At 72.3% G+C, this 18,829-nt stretch carries 19 protein-coding genes; 8 read left to right on the forward strand and 11 right to left on the reverse strand.

The window, feature by feature from the left end; genetic code table 11:
- Positions 1–60: 60 nt before the first annotated feature.
- From LXT12_RS00945 to LXT12_RS00960, 4 genes are read right to left on the reverse strand one after another with little or no spacing between them, the layout of a single operon-like run.
- Entirely contained in the window at positions 61–768 is a 708-nt protein-coding gene (locus LXT12_RS00945) for a TorF family putative porin (protein ID WP_233388558.1), read from the reverse strand.
- Positions 768–1,982, reverse strand: a complete 1,215-nt coding sequence (locus tag LXT12_RS00950; protein ID WP_233388561.1) for a S8 family peptidase — start codon at positions 1,980–1,982, stop codon at positions 768–770. The genes LXT12_RS00945 and LXT12_RS00950 overlap by 1 nt, the downstream gene beginning before the upstream one ends.
- Positions 1,979–2,569 carry a zf-HC2 domain-containing protein gene (locus LXT12_RS00955; protein WP_233388563.1) on the reverse strand — a complete coding sequence of 197 codons (591 nt, stop codon included), beginning with the start codon at positions 2,567–2,569 and terminating at the stop codon, positions 1,979–1,981. The genes LXT12_RS00950 and LXT12_RS00955 overlap by 4 nt, the downstream gene beginning before the upstream one ends.
- Before the next feature lie 14 nt (positions 2,570–2,583).
- Positions 2,584–3,219, reverse strand: a complete 636-nt coding sequence (locus LXT12_RS00960) for an RNA polymerase sigma factor (RefSeq protein ID WP_233388565.1) — start codon at positions 3,217–3,219, stop codon at positions 2,584–2,586.
- 128 nt (positions 3,220–3,347) lie between these two features.
- Between LXT12_RS00960 and LXT12_RS00965 the strand changes: the two genes are divergently transcribed.
- The 4 genes from LXT12_RS00965 (at position 3,348) to LXT12_RS00980 (ending at position 7,036) form a co-directional block, all read left to right on the forward strand.
- Complete coding sequence (locus tag LXT12_RS00965; RefSeq protein WP_233388567.1) at positions 3,348–4,511, forward strand: MlaE family ABC transporter permease; 1,164 nt, start codon at positions 3,348–3,350, stop codon at positions 4,509–4,511.
- 127 nt (positions 4,512–4,638) lie between these two features.
- Positions 4,639–5,487 carry an ABC transporter ATP-binding protein gene (locus LXT12_RS00970; protein WP_233388569.1) on the forward strand — a complete coding sequence of 283 codons (849 nt, stop codon included), beginning with the start codon at positions 4,639–4,641 and terminating at the stop codon, positions 5,485–5,487.
- A gap of 5 nt (positions 5,488–5,492) precedes the next feature.
- Positions 5,493–6,458: an MlaD family protein gene (locus tag LXT12_RS00975; protein WP_233388571.1), complete on the forward strand. Its 966-nt coding sequence runs from the start codon at positions 5,493–5,495 to the stop codon at positions 6,456–6,458.
- Positions 6,455–7,036, forward strand: a complete 582-nt coding sequence (locus LXT12_RS00980) for an ABC-type transport auxiliary lipoprotein family protein (protein ID WP_233388573.1) — start codon at positions 6,455–6,457, stop codon at positions 7,034–7,036. Before LXT12_RS00975 ends, LXT12_RS00980 begins: the two co-directional genes overlap by 4 nt.
- Positions 7,037–7,323: 287 nt before the next feature.
- Here LXT12_RS00980 and LXT12_RS00985 read toward each other — a convergent pair whose 3' ends face one another.
- Complete coding sequence (locus LXT12_RS00985) at positions 7,324–7,617, reverse strand: hypothetical protein (protein ID WP_233388575.1); 294 nt, start codon at positions 7,615–7,617, stop codon at positions 7,324–7,326.
- A gap of 24 nt (positions 7,618–7,641) precedes the next feature.
- Positions 7,642–8,226: a GAF domain-containing protein gene (locus LXT12_RS00990; RefSeq protein ID WP_233388577.1), complete on the reverse strand. Its 585-nt coding sequence runs from the start codon at positions 8,224–8,226 to the stop codon at positions 7,642–7,644.
- Between the two features lie 161 nt (positions 8,227–8,387).
- Between LXT12_RS00990 and LXT12_RS00995 the strand changes: the two genes are divergently transcribed.
- The 4 genes from LXT12_RS00995 to LXT12_RS01010 all read left to right on the forward strand — a co-directional run bounded on the left by LXT12_RS00995 (position 8,388) and on the right by LXT12_RS01010 (position 11,232).
- On the forward strand, positions 8,388–9,344 hold the full coding sequence (locus LXT12_RS00995; RefSeq protein WP_233388578.1) for a sugar kinase: 957 nt from the start codon (positions 8,388–8,390) through the stop codon (positions 9,342–9,344).
- Between the two features lie 43 nt (positions 9,345–9,387).
- Positions 9,388–10,467 carry a dienelactone hydrolase family protein gene (locus tag LXT12_RS01000; protein WP_233388580.1) on the forward strand — a complete coding sequence of 360 codons (1,080 nt, stop codon included), beginning with the start codon at positions 9,388–9,390 and terminating at the stop codon, positions 10,465–10,467.
- A gap of 68 nt (positions 10,468–10,535) precedes the next feature.
- Complete coding sequence (gene cutA / locus LXT12_RS01005; protein WP_233388582.1) at positions 10,536–10,847, forward strand: divalent-cation tolerance protein CutA; 312 nt, start codon at positions 10,536–10,538, stop codon at positions 10,845–10,847.
- A 58-nt stretch (positions 10,848–10,905) separates the two neighbouring features.
- A complete protein-coding gene (locus LXT12_RS01010) occupies positions 10,906–11,232 on the forward strand; it encodes a cupin domain-containing protein (protein ID WP_233388584.1) in 327 nt (108 codons plus the stop codon).
- An 18-nt stretch (positions 11,233–11,250) separates the two neighbouring features.
- Here LXT12_RS01010 and LXT12_RS01015 read toward each other — a convergent pair whose 3' ends face one another.
- The 5 genes from LXT12_RS01015 to LXT12_RS01035 form a co-directional block, all read right to left on the reverse strand.
- Positions 11,251–11,973 carry a rhamnogalacturonan acetylesterase gene (locus tag LXT12_RS01015; protein ID WP_233388586.1) on the reverse strand — a complete coding sequence of 241 codons (723 nt, stop codon included), beginning with the start codon at positions 11,971–11,973 and terminating at the stop codon, positions 11,251–11,253.
- Positions 11,970–14,789: a pectinesterase family protein gene (locus tag LXT12_RS01020; RefSeq protein ID WP_233388588.1), complete on the reverse strand. Its 2,820-nt coding sequence runs from the start codon at positions 14,787–14,789 to the stop codon at positions 11,970–11,972. The genes LXT12_RS01015 and LXT12_RS01020 overlap by 4 nt, the downstream gene beginning before the upstream one ends.
- A 21-nt stretch (positions 14,790–14,810) precedes the next feature.
- A complete protein-coding gene (locus LXT12_RS01025) occupies positions 14,811–15,356 on the reverse strand; it encodes a PEP-CTERM sorting domain-containing protein (protein ID WP_233388591.1) in 546 nt (181 codons plus the stop codon).
- 11 nt (positions 15,357–15,367) lie between these two features.
- Positions 15,368–18,322, reverse strand: coding sequence for a TonB-dependent receptor (locus LXT12_RS01030; protein ID WP_233388593.1), 2,955 nt, complete (start codon positions 18,320–18,322; stop codon positions 15,368–15,370).
- Positions 18,323–18,465: 143 nt separating this feature from the next.
- On the reverse strand, positions 18,466–18,798 hold the full coding sequence (locus LXT12_RS01035; RefSeq protein ID WP_233388595.1) for a cupin domain-containing protein: 333 nt from the start codon (positions 18,796–18,798) through the stop codon (positions 18,466–18,468).
- Positions 18,799–18,829 lie beyond the last annotated feature (31 nt).

Genomic DNA, 18,829 nt, shown 5'->3' on the forward strand with positions numbered 1-18,829 from the left:
ACCGCATCGCCGCGGTTCAAAGCGAGGTCAAGCTAGGGAGGGTCTGGCGGGCCGGAGGGATCAGAAGGCGGTGGTGAGCTGCAGGACCACGGTGCGCCGGCGCGTGGCGTCGGTCCAGGTGTAGGGGCCGCCGCGGCTGGCGGCCACCCAGGCGAGCTGCATCTCGCTGCTGGCGCCGAGCTGCCACGCGGCGCCCGCGCGCAGGTCCGTGCGCGACGCGCCGCGCGGGTCCAGGTAGGCCGGGCGCTGCGCGCTGAAGCCGCGCAGCAGCCCGGCATGGCCCACCGCGGCGATGCCCGCAGCCAGCGGCCAGCGCAGGTTGACCTCGCCGTAGAGGCTTCGCTGGCCGACGCCGTAGTAGTCCGGCGAGGCGTAGACGCGCAGGTTCCAGCGCTCGGCGAGCAGGCCCGCATAGGCCTCGACGTAGTCGTAGCGCGACACGTTCTCGAAGCGATGCACCACCAGGCCCGCCTCGCCGTCCAGTCCCGGCTGCAGGCCCACGACCCGCCCGCCGTACAGGCGCAGCCAGGCGCCGTGGCGGTCGGCGAACCGAGCCTGCGTCAGCGAGGCGCCGCCATACCAGCCGCCGCTGCCGTCCCAGGCCAGGCCGAGCTGGGCCCCCGGCCGGTTGGCGCTGTAGCTCATGCCTCGTTCGCGCGCATCGGTCTGCACGGACAGGGTCGCGCCCACGTCGGCGCGCGCCAAGCCGGCACCGGCGAACAGCGCGGCGAGGAGCAGGAGGAGGCGGGCTGGGCACGCGGGCGGCATCAGTCGGCAGTGTGCCCGAGCCGCGTGCAGGCCGGGATGCGCCCCGGCGCCTGGCGCGCCAGCGTGGCGCAACTGTCGATGCGGCCGGGTCCGGCCGTGACCAGGGTCGTCCTGAGCAGCGTGGCGCCGCGGGACCCGCCGAGTTCACGCACCAGGGCCAGCAGGCCCGAGGCATGCGCGGCGGCAAAGGACGAGCCCGACACCAGGGCCCAGCCACCGCCCGGCGCCGTGCTGGGCACGTCCCGGCCCGGCGCGATGACGGCGCCCGCCGGCAGCGGCGGCGCCATGCCGACGACGAGCACGCCGGGATGGTTGGCCGGAAAGGGCCCGCCCGAGCTCGGCATGGCCGCCACGACGGTGGCGCCGCGCGCCTGGGCCTGGTCCAGCAGCAGGGCCAGCAGCCGGTCGTCCGGCCCGCCCAGGCTCATGTTGATGATGTCGGCACTGTGCTGGATGGCGGCGTACAGCGCCTTGGCCAGGCCGAGGCTGCTGCACAGCGTCTGCGCGTCGGCGGCCTGCCAACAGCCGCGCAGAGCCAGCAGCCGGGCCTGTGGCGCGATGCCGGCGATGCCGATGCCGTTGTCCGCGCGTGCCGCGATGATGCCGGCCACCGCCGTGCCATGGCTCTCGGCGGGCGGCGGGCGGTCGTCGACGAAGTTGGCGTTCAGCTCCAGCTGGCCGGCCAGGTCGGGGTGGCCGGCCTCCACGCCGCTGTCCACCACGGCCACGCGCACGCCGCGGCCGGTCGCCAGCTCGTGCAGCTCGGCCAGATGCCATTGCTGGGCCGCGGGCTGGGCGCCGTAGAGCGGCTCCTGAGCCGCGCCCTGGCCCTGGTAGAGGTTGACCGGCTGCGCCCAGGCGACGCGGCGGTCGGCGGCCACGGCCTCGGCCACCTGGGCGGGGGTGCGCGAGTCGGCCTCGGGCAGCCGCATGACGAAGCAGTCCACCCCGGCCAGCGGCATGGCCCACTCGCTGCGCATCTCCAGGCCGTGGCGGCGGGCCAGCTCCTGCGCCACCTGCTGGCGCGACTGCCGGCCCACGCCCTCGCCATAGGTGCCGGCATAGCTGCCGTCCGGCCGGTAGTGGGCCTTGGGCAGCTGCAGCATCACCAGCACCTGCCGCCGCGCCTCCTCCGCCTGGGCGCGGGCCGGCGCCGCGGCCAGGCCCAGACAGCAGGCCAGGGCCCAGAGCAGCCAGCGCCACCGAGCCTTCATCGCGGCGGCCCCGGCTGCAGCGGCTCGGCCATCTGCACGATGGGGGCCGCGCGCAGCGCCGCGAGGCCGCGCGCGTCCACATGCAGCAGCCAGGCCCCGGTCTCGGTCGGCCCGGCCACCACGCCGGCGCCGTGGGCGCGCAAGAGCTCGCGCAGCTGCCGCTCGCTGGTGCCGGGCTTGAACATGACGAGGGCGTCGGCCACGACGGGCGCACTGCCGGCCGCCGCCAGGCCCTGGTAGTCAGGCCCGTCCTGGCGGGCCTGCAACCACAAGGTCAGCAGGGCCGCCACCGCCAGGCCTTGCAGGCCCAGGGCCCAGGGCATCCAGCGCGCCGGCCTGGGCGCGGCCGGGTGGGGGCGCAGGCGTGGCTTCAGCCGGGCGAGGCTCGCCTCCACGTCGCCGGTATCGGCCGGGCTGGCAGCCACCTGGAGCAGGGTCTGCATCGGCTCCTCGGCCGCCAGTTCGGCACGGCAGGCGGCGCAGTTCAGCAGGTGGGCCTGCACCTCACTGGCCTGGGCCGCATCGAGCCGGCCGCGCGCATACCAGGGCAGCAGGGCCTGGACGGCCATGTGTTCGTCGTGTTCCATGGGCACCACCACACTCATGACATCTCTCCATGATGACCGGCCAGGTCATCCAGCAGCAGGCGCAGTCGCCGCCGCGCATAGAACATCCGCGTCTTGACGGTTTCGGGCGGGCAGCCGACGACCTCGGCGATCTCGCCATAGGCCATGTCCTGGAAGTAACACAGTTCGACCACGGCACGATGCTCCAGCGACAGCTCCGCCATCGCCTCTTTCAGCCGGCCGCGCAGCTGGGCCAGGCCGAGCTGCTGTTCTGGCCCCGGGCCGGGGTCGGCCGGCTCGTCGGCCTCGTCGCCGTCGACGGGCAGGTCCTGGCGGCTGATGGACTTGAGCGCCTTGCGGTAGGCGATGCCGAAGATCCAGGTCGACAAGCGGCTGCGCCCGTCGAAGCTGTCGGCGCGCTGCCAGACCACCAGCATGGCGTCGTTCAGCACCTCCTCGATGGCCTCGGGCTGGCGCATCAGGTGGGCCAGGAAGCGCCACAGCCGCGGGTGATAGAGCCGGTACAGGGCCTCGAATTCCGGCCGCCGGCCGCGCCGCACGCCATCCAGCAGCTGGAGCTCGAGCTGCTCGGTCGCGGCCGTGCCCCGCGCCGGCCGGGTGGCCGGAGGGGCGTCTTCACGCGCTTTTCTGGCATTGAGCCACTTCAACATGCCTGCGAATCCCGGGTTGCTTTGCGCGTGAGTGCCGACACGGCGGCAAAAGGTTCAAGCGATGGTAGCCAGGCCTTCGCCGCCCCCCCTTGACGGGGCGGTCGCGCGAGAGGCGCTATCGTTGCGGCATGAGCGACGCCGTGGCCCTGCCCCTGCCCGAGCCGCCCGAGTCGGCGGTCGGCGGCACGCCCGACGCCGAGCCGCGCCTGGAAGCCGGGGGCCCGCTGGAATGGCACGTCAGCGGGGACTGGACGCTGCTGGCGCTGCGCGGGCGCTACGACGAGTTCCGCCAGCGCATCGCCGCCGCCGCCGCCGGCCCCGGCCAGCCGCTGTGGGACCTGCGCGCCCTGAACCGCCTGGACACCGCCGGCGCCCTCACGCTCTGGCAGGGCTGGGGCCGCAAGCCACCGGGCCGGCTGCTGTGGCTGCCCGAGCACGTGACGCTCTTCGCCCAGTTCCTGCAGCCGGCCGCAGCCCCCCGGCGCCAGCCCGGCCTCGGGCCCTCGCTGGCCCGGGCGGGGCGCAACCTGGCCGGCTTCGCCCGCCACGGCGTGGACCTCGTCGCGCTGACCGGCCGCCTGCTGCTCGACCTGGTCCGCGTGCTGCGCCATCCGTCGCTGATCGGCTGGCGCGAGATCTCGGCCAACATCTTCCGCACCGGCGCCCAGGCCCTGCCCATCACGGCGCTGGTCGGCTTCCTGGTCGGCCTGACGCTGTCCTACCTCATCTCCCGCCAGCTCAAGACCTACGGCGCCGACATCTTCGTCATCAACATCCTCGGCCTGGCGGTGCTGCGCGAGCTGGGGCCGCTGCTGGCGGCCATCATCGTGGCCGGCCGTTCCGGCTCGGCCATGACGGCCCAGATCGGCGTCATGCGCGTCACCCAGGAGCTGGATGCGCTGTCGGTGATGGGCATCTCGCACACCGTGCGCCTGGTGCTGCCCAAGGTCGTCGCGCTGGCGGTGTCCCTGCCCCTGGTGGCGCTGTGGACGAGTGCGCTGATGCTGGTCGGCGGCATGGCCGCGGCGGCCCTGCAGCTGGGGCTGGACCCGCTGCAGTTCGCCAAGACGCTACCGCGCGTCGTCCAGCCGGCCAACCTGTGGCTGGGCTGGAGCAAGTCGGTCGTCTTCGGCGGCCTGATCGCGCTGCTGGCCTGCCACTTCGGCCTGCGGGTCAAGCCCAACACCGAGAGCCTGGGCCTGGGCGTCACGCAGTCGGTCGTCACGGCCATCACCCTGGTCATCGTCGTGGACGCGGTGTTCGCGGTCCTGTTCTCCGACGTCGGCATCTGAAGATGAACACCGAACAAAGCCACAGAGGCACAGAGGCACAGAGGCGCCGGGCTGCAGGCCTCTCTGTGCCTCTGTGCCTCTGTGGCTGTGTCTGGCGTCCGCGGCGCGCCCCTATGGGATGCATCGCATGAGCGCCCCCGAACCCATCATCGAGGTCGACGGCGTCACCACCGTGCTGGGGGGCCACGTCATCCACCGCGACCTGGACCTGACCGTCTATCGCGGGGAGGTGGTCGCCCTCATCGGCGGTTCCGGCTCGGGCAAGACCACGCTGCTGCGACTGCTGCTGGGGCTGGAGGTGCCGCAGGCGGGCAGCGTGAAGATCTTCGGCCACCCGCTGGGCCGCTGCGCCGCGCGCGACCTGGAGCGCGTGCGCTATCGCTGGGGCGTGCTGTTCCAGAACGGCGCCCTGTTCTCGGCGCTCAACGTCTTCGACAACATCGCCCTGCCGCTGCGCGAGCTCAAGAGCGTGCCGCCGGACCTCGTCAAGCCGCTGGTCATGCTCAAGCTGGCCCAGGTGGGCCTCAAGCCCGACGACGCCTTCAAGCGTCCGGCCGAACTCTCGGGCGGCATGGTCAAGCGCGTGTCCCTGGCGCGCGCCCTCATCCTCGACCCGCAGCTGCTCTTCCTCGACGAGCCCACCGCCGGCCTCGACCCCGACAGCGCCAAGCAGTTCGTCAAGCTGTTGCGCCGGTTGCGCGAGGAACTGGAGCTGACCGTGGTCATGGTCACGCACGACGTGGACACCCTTTTCGCCGTGGTCGACCGCGTCGCCGTGCTGGCCGACCAGCACATCATCGCCTGCGGCCCCCTGGCCGAGGTCGCGCGCATGCCGCATTCCTTCGTGCGCAACTTCTTCCTCGGCCACCTCGAGCGCTGCGCCGAGGAGGACGTGAAGCGCTTCCGACTCAGCCTGGACGACACCAGCGACGAGGGCGGCGTCCCGGCCGTGCTCAGAGGTGAAGCCGTTTCATAGACACCATGGAAAACAAAGCCTACGCCATCGCCGCCGGCCTCTTCGTGCTGCTGCTCGGCCTCGCCCTCGCCGCCACCGTCGCCTGGTTCCAGGGCGACCGGACGGAGCGTGTGCGCTACACCGTCGTGTCGCGCAGCGGCGTGCCGGGGCTGAACCTGAAGTCGCCGGTCAAGCTGCGGGGCGTCGAGGTGGGCTATGTCGAGAACATCGGCTTCGACCCGGCCGACCCGCGCCAGATCCTCGTCGGCATCGCCGTGGACGCGAGCGCGCCGGTCTCGGCGACGACGTATGCCCAGCTCGGGCTGCAGGGTGTCACCGGCCTGTCCTTCGTCGGCCTGGAGGAAGCCGATGCGAACGCGCCGCTCAGGCGGGCCGCGCCGGGCGCGCGCATCGCGCTGCGGCCCACGCTGCTGGACCGCCTGGCCGAGAGCGGCCCGCTGCTGCTGTCGCGCTTCGTCGAGACGGCCGACCGCCTCAACGCCCTGCTCAGCGACGACAACCGGGCCCGCCTCGGCCAGGCCCTGACACAGTTCAACGACACGGCCGCGGACACGCAGCGCCTGGTCGCCGCCCTGCAGCCGGCCGCGCGCGAGCTGCCCGCGCTGATGAAGGACGCCGACGGGACGGCCCAGCGCGCCAGCGCGGCCCTGCGCCAGATCGAGGGCCTGGCCACCGAGGGCCAGCAACTGGCCCAGGACCTGCGCGCCCGCAGCGCCGTGCTGGAGCGGCTGGACGCCGCCGCCGCCCAGGTGCAGGCCACCAGCCGCAACCTGGAGCTCGCCCTGGTGGGCGACACCGCCCCCCGCACCCGGCCCCTGGTGGCCGACCTGGCCGCCGCCAGCCGCAGCGTCGAGCGCGCCGCCGACCAGCTCGGCGACCAGCCGCAGAGCCTGCTCTTCGGCCGGCGCGGCCAGCCTCCGGGGCCGGGCGAGGCCGGCTTCGACGAACGCCTGAAGGCGGGGGCGCGATGAAAGCCCGGCTCCTTGGCTCCATCGCCCTGGCCGCCTGTCTGGGCGGCTGCTCCCTCGCGCCCACGGTGCCGAGCCGCGCGGTCTACGACCTCGGCCCGGCTCCGGCGGCTCCGGCCGCCTCGGCACCGCTGGCCTGGCGCCTGGCCGACGTGACGGCCCCGCCCTGGCTGGCCGGCGAGGGCATCGCCTACCGCCTCACCTTCCGGCAGGCCCAGCGCCTGGAGCATTACCGCGACAGCGTCTGGGCCGCCCCGCCAGCCGCCCTGCTGACCCAGCGCCTGCGCGAACAGCTCGCGTCCGCCCCGGGTTGCGAGGGCCGCCCTGCCGCCCTGCTGGCGGTGGGCCTGGACGAGTTCGAGCAGGTCTTTGCCAGCCCGTCGGACAGCCGCGTCGTGTTGCGCGCGCATGCCACGTTATGGCCGGCGGCGGTGGGGGCACCGGCGCTGCAGCAGCACTGGCGGCTGGAGCGGCCCGCGCCCACGGCCGACGCGGCCGGCGCCGTGCGCGGCCTGGCCCAGGCGGTGGACGACTGGCTGCCCCAGCTGGCCGGCTGGCTGGCGGCGTCGGCCTGCCGCTGAGGCCGCCTCAGAGATCTCAGTTGTCCATGGTGCTTAGCGCTGCCCGCGACGCATGAAACGGGGGTAATTGCGGGCCGAGCGCTGGGCTGCCAAGGGCCAGAGGCCCTTGGCCTGTCGTAGGCACAAGCAGTCCGCAGGGACTGCTTGTGTCCGACTCCAGTTCCCGAGCCGGCCCGCGCTGGCGATGCTTGCGGCTTGATGCCGCAAGCATCGCCGTCCCCTCGGGGGACCGACTGGGCTTGCCGGCGTTCAGCCGGAGCGAGACCGGACGAGGGGCTTGTTTCACTTCAGGGTTCCAGCTCGTACACCCGGGCGGCGGTCCGTTCGGCCGGCGTGTGGCTCGCCAGCGCGCGGTTCCATTCCGGCCCGGCAGCGCCCGCCGTGGCGCTGACGCCCCGGGTCAGTTGCGCGACCTCCTCGGTGCCGGCATCGAACTCCGCCACCTGCGTGCGGTCGGCCAGGAAAAGCCGCGCCACGGCGCCATCGCCGGTGGGCAGCACGACCAGGTAGCGCGTCACCTGCCGGTGGGTCTGCTGCGCGTGCCGTGGTGGCACCTCGTGTCCGAATCCGTCGTTCGCCATGATGGGTTCTCCTCAGTGAGCGGTTCAGGCTGGCCGGTCCAGGTCCGACGTTCCGGTGGCGGGCCAGTGGGGCTGGGTCGGCGCGAAATCGGCCCGCCGCTCGGCGTCCACCTTGCGGGCGACCAGGCGGGCGCACTGGCGCAGGCAGGCCAGGGCGTTGCCCTCCAGGCCGGGCTGTGCCGCGCTGCTGAAGCAGCACACCGTGCCGTAGATGCTGCCGTCGGCGAGAACGACCGGCGTGCTCAGGTGGGCGCCGACGGCGATGCCGGTCTCCGGCAGGTCGCCCCGGGCCACCAGGGGCGCGGCGTCGGTCACCAACTCCGGCATGCGCCCTTCGACGACACGCTGGCAATAGCTCTGCTCCAGCGGCGCACCGCCGCCGGCATGCAGGCCCAGGGCGTCGCCGCCGTCGACGAAGCGGAACACCCGCTGGCCGTCGACGAACTCCGAGACGAAGACCACATCCATGTGCAGCTGCCGGCGCAACATCCTCAGCACATCGGTGATGTGGCGATCGAGGTCGGGATCATGGCCGTCGGCCGTCGCGACCAGCAGTTCCGAAATGCAGACGTCGAGCGCGCCGACGTCCAGCGGGTCGATGAGAGACATGGGGCGCTCTCCGAAGCGGCAGTCCCCAATCATCGGGGCGCCCGGCCCGGACCGTCGAGTAACGGCCGGTATCCACGGCGCCTGCGTGGCGGGGTAAACCATGTGCGGGTTTTCAGCGGGTCAGGCTATCTTATTGAACCGCCGTTTCATTTTCCATCCACGTGACTGACTCTCCTTCGGCCGCCCCGGCGCAGCTCTCCATCGCCGCCCTGGGCGAATGCATGCTGGAACTGCAGGGCCCGGCCTTCGGCAACCTGCGCCAGACCTTCGGCGGCGACACCCTGAACACCGCCGTCTACCTCGCCCGCTGCGGCGGCCCGCGCCTGTCGGTGCACTACGCCACGGCCCTGGGCGACGACAGCCTCAGCGCCGGGCTGCTGGAGCGTTGGGCCGCCGAAGGCGTGCAGACCGGGCTGGTGCAGCGCCTGCCGGGCCGGCTGCCGGGGCTCTACCTCATCGAGCTGGATGCCGGCGGCGAGCGGCGCTTCCACTACTGGCGCGACCAGGCGCCGGCGCGGGCTTATTTCGACGCCGCGACGACGGCCCTGGAGGAACAGGCCGAGGCGCTGGACGCGCTCTACCTCTCGGGCATCAGCCTGGCCATCCTGCCGGACGCCGGCCGCGAGCGCGTGCTGGCGCTGATGGCCCGCATGCGCTCGCGCGGCGCCCTGGTCGCCTTCGACAACAATTACCGGCCGCGGCTCTGGGCCTCGGCCGAAGCGGCACGCCACTGGTACGAGCGCGCCTTCGCGGCAGCCAGCCTCGCCCTCGTCACGGCCGACGACCACCAGGCCCTGCATGGCCTGCCCGACCTCGATGCGGCCGTGGCGGCGGCCCAGGCGCTGCCGGTGGCCGAGATCGCCATCAAGCGCGGCCCCCTGCCCGCCCGCGTCGGCCTCGGCCAGACCTGGCAGGACGTGCCCACCGAGGCCGTGCCGCGGGTGGTCGACACCACGGCCGCGGGCGACTCCTTCGCCGCGGGCTACCTGGCCCGCCGCCTGCGTGGCGACGCGCCCGCCGAGGCCGCGGCCTTCGGCAACCGGCTGGCGGCACGCGTCATCCAGCACCCGGGCGCCCTCATCCCGCGCGAGGCCATGCAGGACCTGATGGAGGGCTGAGGCCCATGCGACCGCTCGAGGCGGCGAGGCGGTGAGGCTGGCCATGCAACGCCGCCGCGAGATCCTCGCCGGCCTGGGGCTGTGGCCGCTCGCCGCCGGCGCCGAGGGCCTGGACGCCGCCCTCGCCCGGCTGCAGTCCGCGTGGCAACCCCGCCTGGCCTGGCGTGCCGATGCCGCCTGGCGCACCGAGGCCCTGGCCACGGCCCGCCGGCTGGTGCTGCGGCCTGGCGACGACGGCAGCGCCTTCGCCACCGAGGTGCTGGGCGAACAGGCCCGCGACGGCCACACCGCCGTGGCGCTCACCTTGCGCGGCGCCATCGGCGACCGCGTGCCCGCCCTCTACCTGAGGCCTCGCGGCCCGGGCCCGCATCCGGCCGTGCTGCTGCTGCACGACCATGGCGCCCGCTTCGACCTCGGCAAGGAAAAGCTCATCCGCCCCCTGGCCGACGACACCGCGGCCGAGGCCTGGGCGCAGCGCTGGTTCGGCGGCAGCTTCGTCGGCGACACCCTCGTGGCGGCCGGCTTCGCCGTGCTCGCCATCGACGCGCCCGGCTGGGGCGAGCGCAGCCGGCCTGGCTTCGCCAAGGACGACCAGCAGGCCCTGGCCAACCACCTGATGCAGCTCGGCCACCACTGGGCCGGCTGGATCGCCAGCGACGACCTGCGCGCCCACCGCTGGCTGCGCGAGCAGCCCGGCGTCGACCCGCGCCGCGTCGCCGTGCTCGGCTTCTCGATGGGGTCGTTGCGGGCCTGGCAGCTGGCGGCCGTCTGCGAGGAGGTCTCGGCCTGCGTGGCCGCGCACTGGATGTGCACCCGCGAGGGCCTGCTGCGCGCCGGGGAGCACACGCTGCAGGGCCAGTCCGCCTTCAGCATGCTGCACCCCGGCCTCGCGGCGGAGCTGGACCACCCCGACGTGGCCGCCCTCATCGCGCTCCGGCCCCTGCTGCTCTTCGGCTCGCCCGAGGATGGTCTCTTTCCGTGGGACGGCGTGCAGGCCGCCTGGGCCCAGCTGCGGCGGGCGTGGCCGAAGGGTGGGCTGACGACGAGGTCCACGGCGGGCGGGCACCGGTTCGGGCCCGAGCAGCAGGCCGAGGCCGCCGCGTGGTTGGCACGGCAGGCTTGAAGCCTCGGCGGCTGCGTTGGCATAGTTGCGGCTTCGCCTCGACGAGACGCACCGGACCCCGCAAGCGCATGGACATGCTGGCCGTCTTCACGACCGTGGCCACCCAGGAGCAGGCCGACGCCCTGGCGCGCGCCGCCGTCGACGCGCGGCTGGCGGCCTGCGTGCAGACCGAGGCCATCCGCAGCACCTACCGCTGGCAGGGCGCCTTGGCCTGCGAGCCCGAGGTGCGCCTGCTCTTCAAGACCCGCGCCGACCGCTACGCCGCCCTGGCCGAGCTGCTGCGCAAGCGGCATCCCTACGAGCTGCCCGCCATCTTCGCGCTGCCGGTGGCCGAAGCGACGCCCGGGTACGCGGCCTGGGTCGACGAGTCCCTGGGCTGAAGCCCGGCCCCAAACTCTCCACTTGGCCTGACAGGGCACCGGGCGCATACTGGCCCGCATGGCCATCCCGCATGCCGCTCCCGGCCAAGCCATCGACATCCTGCCCGGCGCCGCCGACCCCGACGGCGCGCGGACGGTCGCCCTGTTCAAGTCACGCGACCTGGAAGTGATGCGCCTGGTGCTGCCCGCCGGCAAGGCCCTGCCGCCACACAAGGTCGCGCGCGAGATCACCATCCAGTGCCTGTCGGGCACCCTGGCGGTGAACACGCCGGCCGGGCGCCATGAACTCCAGGCCGGCCAGTTGCTCTACCTCGACCGCGAGGCCGTGCATGACGTGCAGGCCCTGGAAGACGCGATGGCCCTGGTCACCGTCGCCCTGCCCTGAGCCCGCGCGCCGGCGCGGTCAGGGGTCCAGCGTCCGGGCGGTCGCCAGTTCCGGCTTGAGCTTGAGCAGGCCGTCCATCACCAACTGCGAGAACAGGGCCGCCCCCTTGGGCCCGAGGTGGGTGCGGTCGAAGCGCGGCGGCGCCTCGGCCAGGGTGTCGGCGGCGGGCTGGCCGAGGGCGCGGACGGCCTCGCTGCTGCTGGCGTTCAGGTCCAGCACCGGCACGCCCAGCTCGGCGCCCACGCGCAGCGTCGCCTCGGCCCAGGGCCGCAGGTCGTTGTCGAGTTCCCCGCCCTTGAAGCTGCGGCGCGTCAGCGGCGTGACGAGCACCACCTCCGCCCCGGCCGCCTTCACGTCGTTCACATAGCCCGCCAGGTTGGGGCCGAACTCGGTGGCGAGGTCGGTCGAGCGGCCCGGCTTGCCGGGCTGGTCGTTGTGGCCGAACTGGATCAGCACCAGCGTCTTCTGCCTCACGTCGCCCGGGCCCCTCTCGTTCAGCAGAGTGAGCACCGTGTTCCACAGGCCCTCGGCGCGGTAGCTCCTGCTGGAGCGCCCACCGCGCGCGAGGTTGAGGCAGGCCACCTGCTGCAGGCGCGCGCACAGGGCGTTGCCGTAGCCGCTGCGCGGCGCCATCGTGGAGTCGCCCACGAGGATGAGGCGCGGCCCGGCCGGCGGCTGGCCCTGGGCGCCGGCCGGCAAGCCGGTCAGCGCGATGGCGAGGGCAGCAGCCAGGCGCTTCACGGCGCCGGCACCCAGCCGCCGGGCGCGCCGGTGGCGATGGTGGAGCGGTAGAAGATGTCGGCGCGGCTCGTGAGGCCGACCGTGCTGTCCAGCGTCTTGGCCAACTGCACGTTGGCGTTCGCGCCGCCGACCGTGACGCTGGCCAGGCCCAGGCGGGCGCCGGTGTCCAGCGCATGGCCGTCCAGGTCCAGGCTGCCCCATTCGCGCCAGCCGGCCGCGTCGGTCGCGCCGCCGCTGGCCGTGCCGGCCCAGGGCGGCGGGTTGCTGCCACAGCTGCCCTGGCCGGTGCCGGTCTTGCTGGTGCCCGTGCCCACGCACCAGCCCACCGGCAGGATGTGGGGGCCGATGCGGTTGCCGATGAAGGCGATGTTGTCGACGTAGGCGGTGCTGGCCGTGCCGCCGCTGCGGGCCAGGTAGGCGGCCGTGACGCCGGGGCCGGCCGTGAGCTGGCTGTTGAGGAAGACGAAGCCCGTGTCGCCCGCCGTCGCCCGGGCCTGCAGCACATAACCCGGCGAGCTGCTGGAGGCGTCGAGCACGCTGCGGATCTCGCAGTCCTCGAAGAGCGCGGCCATGACGTTGCCCCAGATGAAGTCGACGTTGCCGGCCACCAGCGACTTGTAGATCCACACATAGCCCTTGAGCTGCAGGGTGTCCTGCTCGCCGATGAAGTTCATCTCACGGCCGACGAAGCGGTGGGCCGCGGGCGTGGTGCTCGTGTTGAAGTAGAGGGCCTCGGCCTGGTTGTCGTAGATGGACGCGCGGCCGTGCGGGTTGACGAGGGTGAAGCCGCGCAGCTGCAGCAGGTCGCTGTTCTCGACCAGCAGCACCGAGCGCCCGCCGCCGAGCACGCGGTGGCCGACGACACGCCCGCCGGTGGTGAGGGCCGTGCCGGCCGCCGCCGCGCTGGCCCCGCTGCCGCTGTTGAGCGACTCGAAGTTGTCCACGCCCACCTGCACGCCGTCCCGGCTCTCGCCGACGAGGCTGAGGTTGGCGACGTTGCGCAGCATCAGCAGCTCGGGATAGAGGCCGTTGCGGATGGCGACGGTCTTGGGCGTGGCGGCGGTGTTGCAGCCATAACTGGACGAGCTGCCAGTGGAGCACCAGGCCATGATCCAGTTCAGCGCACCCTGCACGGTGCGGAAGTCGGCGGTCGCGCCGTCGTCGTCCACGGTCACGCTGGCCTTGCTGGCGGGCGCGCTGCGGGTGGTGAAGGTCCAGCTCAGGCCGGCGAAGGGCGAGCTGTCGATGCGGCCCGAGAAGGCCGCGGCGTCGACCGTGACGGTGTAGGCCGTGTCGAAGGCCAGGCGGTTGTTGTGCAGGCGCACGACGGCCTGGTTGCCGACGATGCTGACCGGCCGGTACCAGACGAAACGGGCACGGGCGGCGTTCTCGGGCATGGCGCCGAGGGCGATGGCGTCGATCTCGAGGTTGGTGCGCGGGATGATGGCCTGGGTGTCGGTGGCCGAGGGTGCGGTGGACAGGTCGATGCGGTCGACGACGGCGCCGTCGCTGTTGCGGCGGACCGTCACGGTGCCGCTGGTGCCGAGGGTGGGCGCGGCGTCAAAGGCGATGGCGATGGCCGTGTCGGTGTGCACGCCGACGGCGTTGCGGGCCGGCACGACGCTGCCCGGCGGCACGCCGACCGAGCCGCTGCCGCTGACGTTGGTCGTCAGCTTGCCGGCGCCGGCGCGCGCCAGGGCATTGGCCTTCACGAGGGCGGCGGGCCGCGGCGTAAAGGCATAGGGCACGCTCCAGCCGACGGCACTCGACACCGGGCAGGCGCCCAGCGGTGCGCCGTTGAGCAGCGAGCCGCTGTCGGCGAAGCTGCTGGCGGCGCCGGGATTGAGCGCCTGCACGACGGACGCGCAGCCCGGCGCGGCACCGGCGATGGCATGCACGTTGGCGTGGGAGATGACCTGGCCGCCGGTGCCGATGCCGACGCTGTAGCTGTGCGGATAGGGCGAGGCCGTCTTGCTGCCGACGTGGTAGTTGTTGAAGAGGTGGACCTGGCCGAAGCGCACGCGCGGCGAGCGCTGGGTGACGTTAGAGAAAACGTTGTTGGCGAGGGTGACCTTGAGCCGGCCGATGTCGGCGGTGTAGCTGTCGGAGTGGCCGATCAGCATGGTCTTGTCGTGCTTGTCGATGACGTTGTAGGAGACCGTCACGTAGTTGGCGCCGCGGGTGATGTCGATGGCACCGTCATGGCATTGCTTGAGCTTGCCGTTCTCGATGGGCAGCAGGTCGTCGGTGATGGGCGCGTCGGTGATGGTGTTGTGGTCGATCCAGACGCGCTCGGCGCCTTGCAGCGTGATGGCGTCGTAGGCCGAGTTCCAGTTGCCGGTGGCGCCGTCGGTCGGGTCCCAGACGGGCGCCACGTCGCAGGGCGCCATGATGGCCAGGTTGCGCACGATGACGTTGGACACGCCGATGATCTCGATGCGGCCGTTGACGAGGCCGGCGCCCGGGCCGGCGCCGATGAGGGTCGTGTTGGACGGCAGGCGCACCATGGCGCGCCGGTCCTGGTCGGCATGGCTCGTGAAGGGCTGGCCCTCGCTCATGTCGATGCTGCCGACGACCTTGACGATCTTGGGCTGGCTGCCGCCGTTGGCCAGGGCGGCGAGGAGCTGCTGGCGGTTGGTGGCGGTGTAGATCTGGGTCGCCACCGCGGCCGAGCCGCCGGCGGTGCCGCCACCGAGGGCGGCGAAGCCGTCGGGCGGCGCCGCCTCGCGGGCCGGGTCGGTTTGCGGGAAGGCGGGCAAAGGCAGGGCCAGCAGCGCGCACAGCGCTGCCGCCCATGGGCTCACGGGCAGCTTCATGACGGTCTCCTGGAGAAGGAGTTAGCGGTTGGTGCGGCGGCGCAGCGCCAGGCCCAGCAGGCCCAGGCCCACCAAGGCGGCGGTCGACGGCTCGGGCACGGCATTGACGAGCTGGGCGTCGACGCTGGCGAAGGCGCCGCCGAACTGCACGTCCTGCAGCGTGATGCGCAGCGACTGCGGCCCGAGGGTCTCGAAGCCGACCTGGCCGCCCGGCAGCACGCCGAGCAGGTGGGCCCCGCCGAGGTGCAGGCCGGCGTCGGCGAAGCTCAGTTCGACGACGCGCAGGCCATCGAGCAGGCCGGTGCCGGTGTTGTCGTAGACGCGCAGCCGGCCGTCGCTGCCGAGGTCCAGCATGAAGCTGAAATCGGCGGCGATGAACTCGATGTCGCCGTCGGTCAGCGCCGTGGTGTTGCTGCCCGGCTCGGCCTGGTAGCCGTGGTCCAGGCCGAGCAGGCCGTCGGCCGAACCGTTCAAGGTGGCGGTGACGGGCGAGCCCACCGTCAGCAGCGCGGCCGAGGCCGCGCCGGACGACAGCAGGGCTGCCGCCAGCAGGATGGTGGCTTTCATGCGGCCTCCGGTCAGAACTTGTAGCGGGCGCCGATGAGGTACTCGCGGCCGGTCACGTTGTTGACGACGACGCTGTTGCGCTGGCTGCTGATGTACTGGTCGTTGGCCTGGTTGGTCAGGTTGATGGCCTCCAGCGTCAGGTCCAGCTGGTCGTTGAACTTGTACGACATCGAGAAGTCGACGTTGGTGGTGCCGTTCTTGCCTTCGACGTCGTTGTTGTTCTGGCCGGGCACGCGCTGCAGGTAGCGGGAGCGCTTGGCCACCGAGACGCGGGCGCTGAAGGCGCCGTCGTCGTAGTAGAGCGAGCCGTTCCACGAACGCGGCGACATGTTGACCAGGTCGGCCGTGATGGGCGTGGGGTTGGAGGCCGAGGTGAAGTAGGCGATCTTGGACGTGACGTAGGTGTAGTTCGCCACCACGCCGAAGTTCTTCAGCAGGCCGGGCAGGAAGGTGAAGGGCTGCTGGTAGTTGAGCTCCAGGCCCTTGAGCTTGCCGCCCGGGGTGTTGAAGCTGGAGGTCAGCGCGAACTGCTCCTCGCCGGTGAAGTTGGCCGGCAGCAGGCTCATCGGCAGGCCGGTGTCCTTGTACTTGACCGTCTGCACGCTCTGCTGGATGTAGGAGCCGATGTCCTTGTAGAACAGGCCCAGGCCGAGCAGCGCGTTCTTCTGGAAGTACCACTCGAAGCCGGTGTCCAGCGTCTTGGCGCGGAAAGGCTGCAGGAAGGGGTTGCCGATGGTGATGGACAGGTTGCCCGTGGTGTTGACCGTGCCGCCGGGGTTGAGGGCGGCGAGCGTCGGTCGCGTCATGACCTGGGCGGCGCTGGCGCGCACGAGGAAGTCGCGGGTCAGCTCGGCCGTCAGGTTCGCGGCGGGGAGCATGTCGTCGTAGTGGTTGCCGACGGTGACCTGGGTGCCGCCGCCAGTGGCCACGTAGCCGGTCGCCTGGATCTCGGTCTTGACGTAGCGGGTGCCGAGGTTGCCGCGGATGGGCACGCCGCCCAGGCGGGTGGCGAAGTCGGCCTGCACGTACCAGCCGCGGTCGGTCTCGACGATGGCGCGGTTGTTGCCGCGGGCATTGCCGTTGGTGATGGAGGCCAGCGTGAAGTCGCCGGGGCCGCCGGCGGGGCCGCTCTTCAGGCAGTTGCAGTAGATGTCGTAGAGGCTGGCGATGGCGTTGAGGTTGGGGATGACCCAGGAGGTCGGCGTGCCGGCGGGCAGGTCGGACTGCTTGCCGAAGCCCGTGAGCAGCGTGCTCAGGCTGGCCGCCGTGTTGCCGCTCGGCGGCGCGTACATGTTCTCGGTGGCGCGGCGGAACTCGTAGCTCTGGAAGTCGTACTTCTTGTAGCTGGTGCCGCCCTTGAGGGTGAGGCCGTCGGCAGCTTCCCAGGCGAGGTTGAGCTGCACTACGTCGTTGCGGTTGTTGGTGCCGTTGGGACGGATGCGGATCTCGCTGGAGGTGCCGTTGGTGATGGCCGTGGACTTGCCGTCCTGCGCCACGCCGACGAAGCCGAGGGCCCCGCCGGCTTGCGTGGGATCGAAGGGGTAGGTGATGGCCGGCGCGCGGTCGTTGCCGCGGAAGTCGATGGCGTAGCCGCTCACGTTGGGGGCATCCAGCGTGGTGGTCGTCTGGATGGGGTTCTTGAACTTGGAGTCGGCGCGGCCCAGCAGGCCGGTGAACTTCAGCGTGTCGGAGAACTCGTGCTCGACCGTCAGCGTGGGTTGCTTGAAGACGGTGCTGAGCTTGTCGAAGCGCGACTCGGCGCGGATGTCGACGTTGTTGTACTTGCCGTAGAGCAGCGCGCCGTTGGCGTCGTACTGCGCCTCGACGACGCTGGTCTGGGGCTTGCCGCCCTGCGACAGCGTGCGGCTGAAGGAGATGGCCTCCAGGAAGTCTTCCTGGCGGGTGGCGTCGAGCTTGGAGTAGAGCAGGTCCAGCGTCAGCAGCGTGCGGTCGGTCGGCCGCGCCTGGATGGAGGCCGTCAGGCCGATGCGCTCCTGCTCGTGGGTGAGGCGGCCGTAGCGCGGCAGGCGCGGGTGGAAGTTGGCGGCGCTGCTGGCGAGGTTGTAGGCGGCGACGTTGTCCGTCGTGTTGGCCAGGCGGGTCGCCCCCTGCGCGGCCGGGCCGCAGGTGGTGGCCGTGGAGCCGGCCGGCAGCGTCGTGCCGGGAGCCACCGTCGCGCCCTGGGGCACGCACCAGCCGCCCGACGAAGTGCCGTTGTCCCAGCGCACGGTCGAGAAGCCCTCCTCGTAGAGGTTGCGCTTGGAGTAGGCGCCCGAGACGAGCACGCCGAGCTTCCTGTCGGCGAAGGTGTCGGCCAGCAGGAAGGCCGCGCGCGGCGTGGTCTTGCCGGAGAGGTCGTTGTTGGAGCCCTTGACCGAGGCCATGGCCGTGAAGCCCTTCTTCAGGTCGAAGGGGCGGGAGGTGAGCAGGTCGACCGTGGCGCCGAGCGAGCCTTCGTCGACGTCGGCCGACTGGCTCTTGCGCACGGTGATCTGCTGGAAGAGCTCGCTGGCGAAGACGTTGAAGTCCATCGTGCGGCTGCGGTTGTTGCCGCCCGAGCTGTCGGTGCCGCCGGTGGTGGCCAGGCCCTCGATGCCGTTGATGCGGGTGCGGGTGAAGTCGCCGCCCAGGCCGCGCACGGTGATCTGCCGGCCCTCGCCCGCATCGCGGTCGATGACGACGCCGGGCACGCGCTGCAGCGACTCGGCCAGGTTGGTGTCGGGGAACTTGCCGATGTCCTCGGCCCGCACGACGTCGACGATGCCCGACTCCTCGCGCTTCTTGTTCAGCGCGCTTTCGAGCGAGGCGCGGATGCCGGTGACGGTGACGGTCTCGAGCTGCTGGGCCTTGGCGTCGGCCGCGGGCGCGGTCTGCGCCCAGGCGGCTGCCGCGGGCAACGTGGCAAGGCTGACGGCCAGGGCCGCCGGGCGGAGGCGCGAGCGGTGGGACGGACGGGATGCGGGCATGTGAGTCTCCTGGTGCAAGGCCGCCTGGGCGCGATCGCGCTGGCGGCTCTCGGGTTTTGGTCGTGCTACCCGGGCGCACGCAGGGCACCCGTCAATCTCGGAACCCGGCGACGCTGCAGTGCGTGCGCGGATCTGCGCGGCGGCTAGAGGTAGTCGTCGCGACGTGGGGAAAACTGGTCCAGCAGGGTGGCGCCGTCGTCGAGGGCGACGACACCATGCCGCGTCAGCCGCGGCGCGACGAAGGCGTCGCCGGGCTTGAGCACGCAGCGCTCGCCGCCGACCTCGCACTCGAAGCGGCCGGCGATCACGTAGGCGATCTGGTCGTGGGCGTCGTGGGCGTGGGGCGTGCCGATGGCGCCCTTGTCGAACTGCACGAGCACGGACATCAGCTCCGGCGTATGGCCGACGATCTTGCGGCGGATGCCATCGCCCAGTTCGTGCCACGGGGCGTCGTCGTTGAGGAAGAAGCTGCTCATGTTCGTGCGTTTTTGTCCGGCTTGCGAACGA

Source organism: Pelomonas caseinilytica (assembly GCF_021353235.1).
In the GTDB taxonomy this organism is placed as follows: Bacteria; Pseudomonadota; Gammaproteobacteria; order Burkholderiales; family Burkholderiaceae_C; genus Pelomonas; species Pelomonas caseinilytica.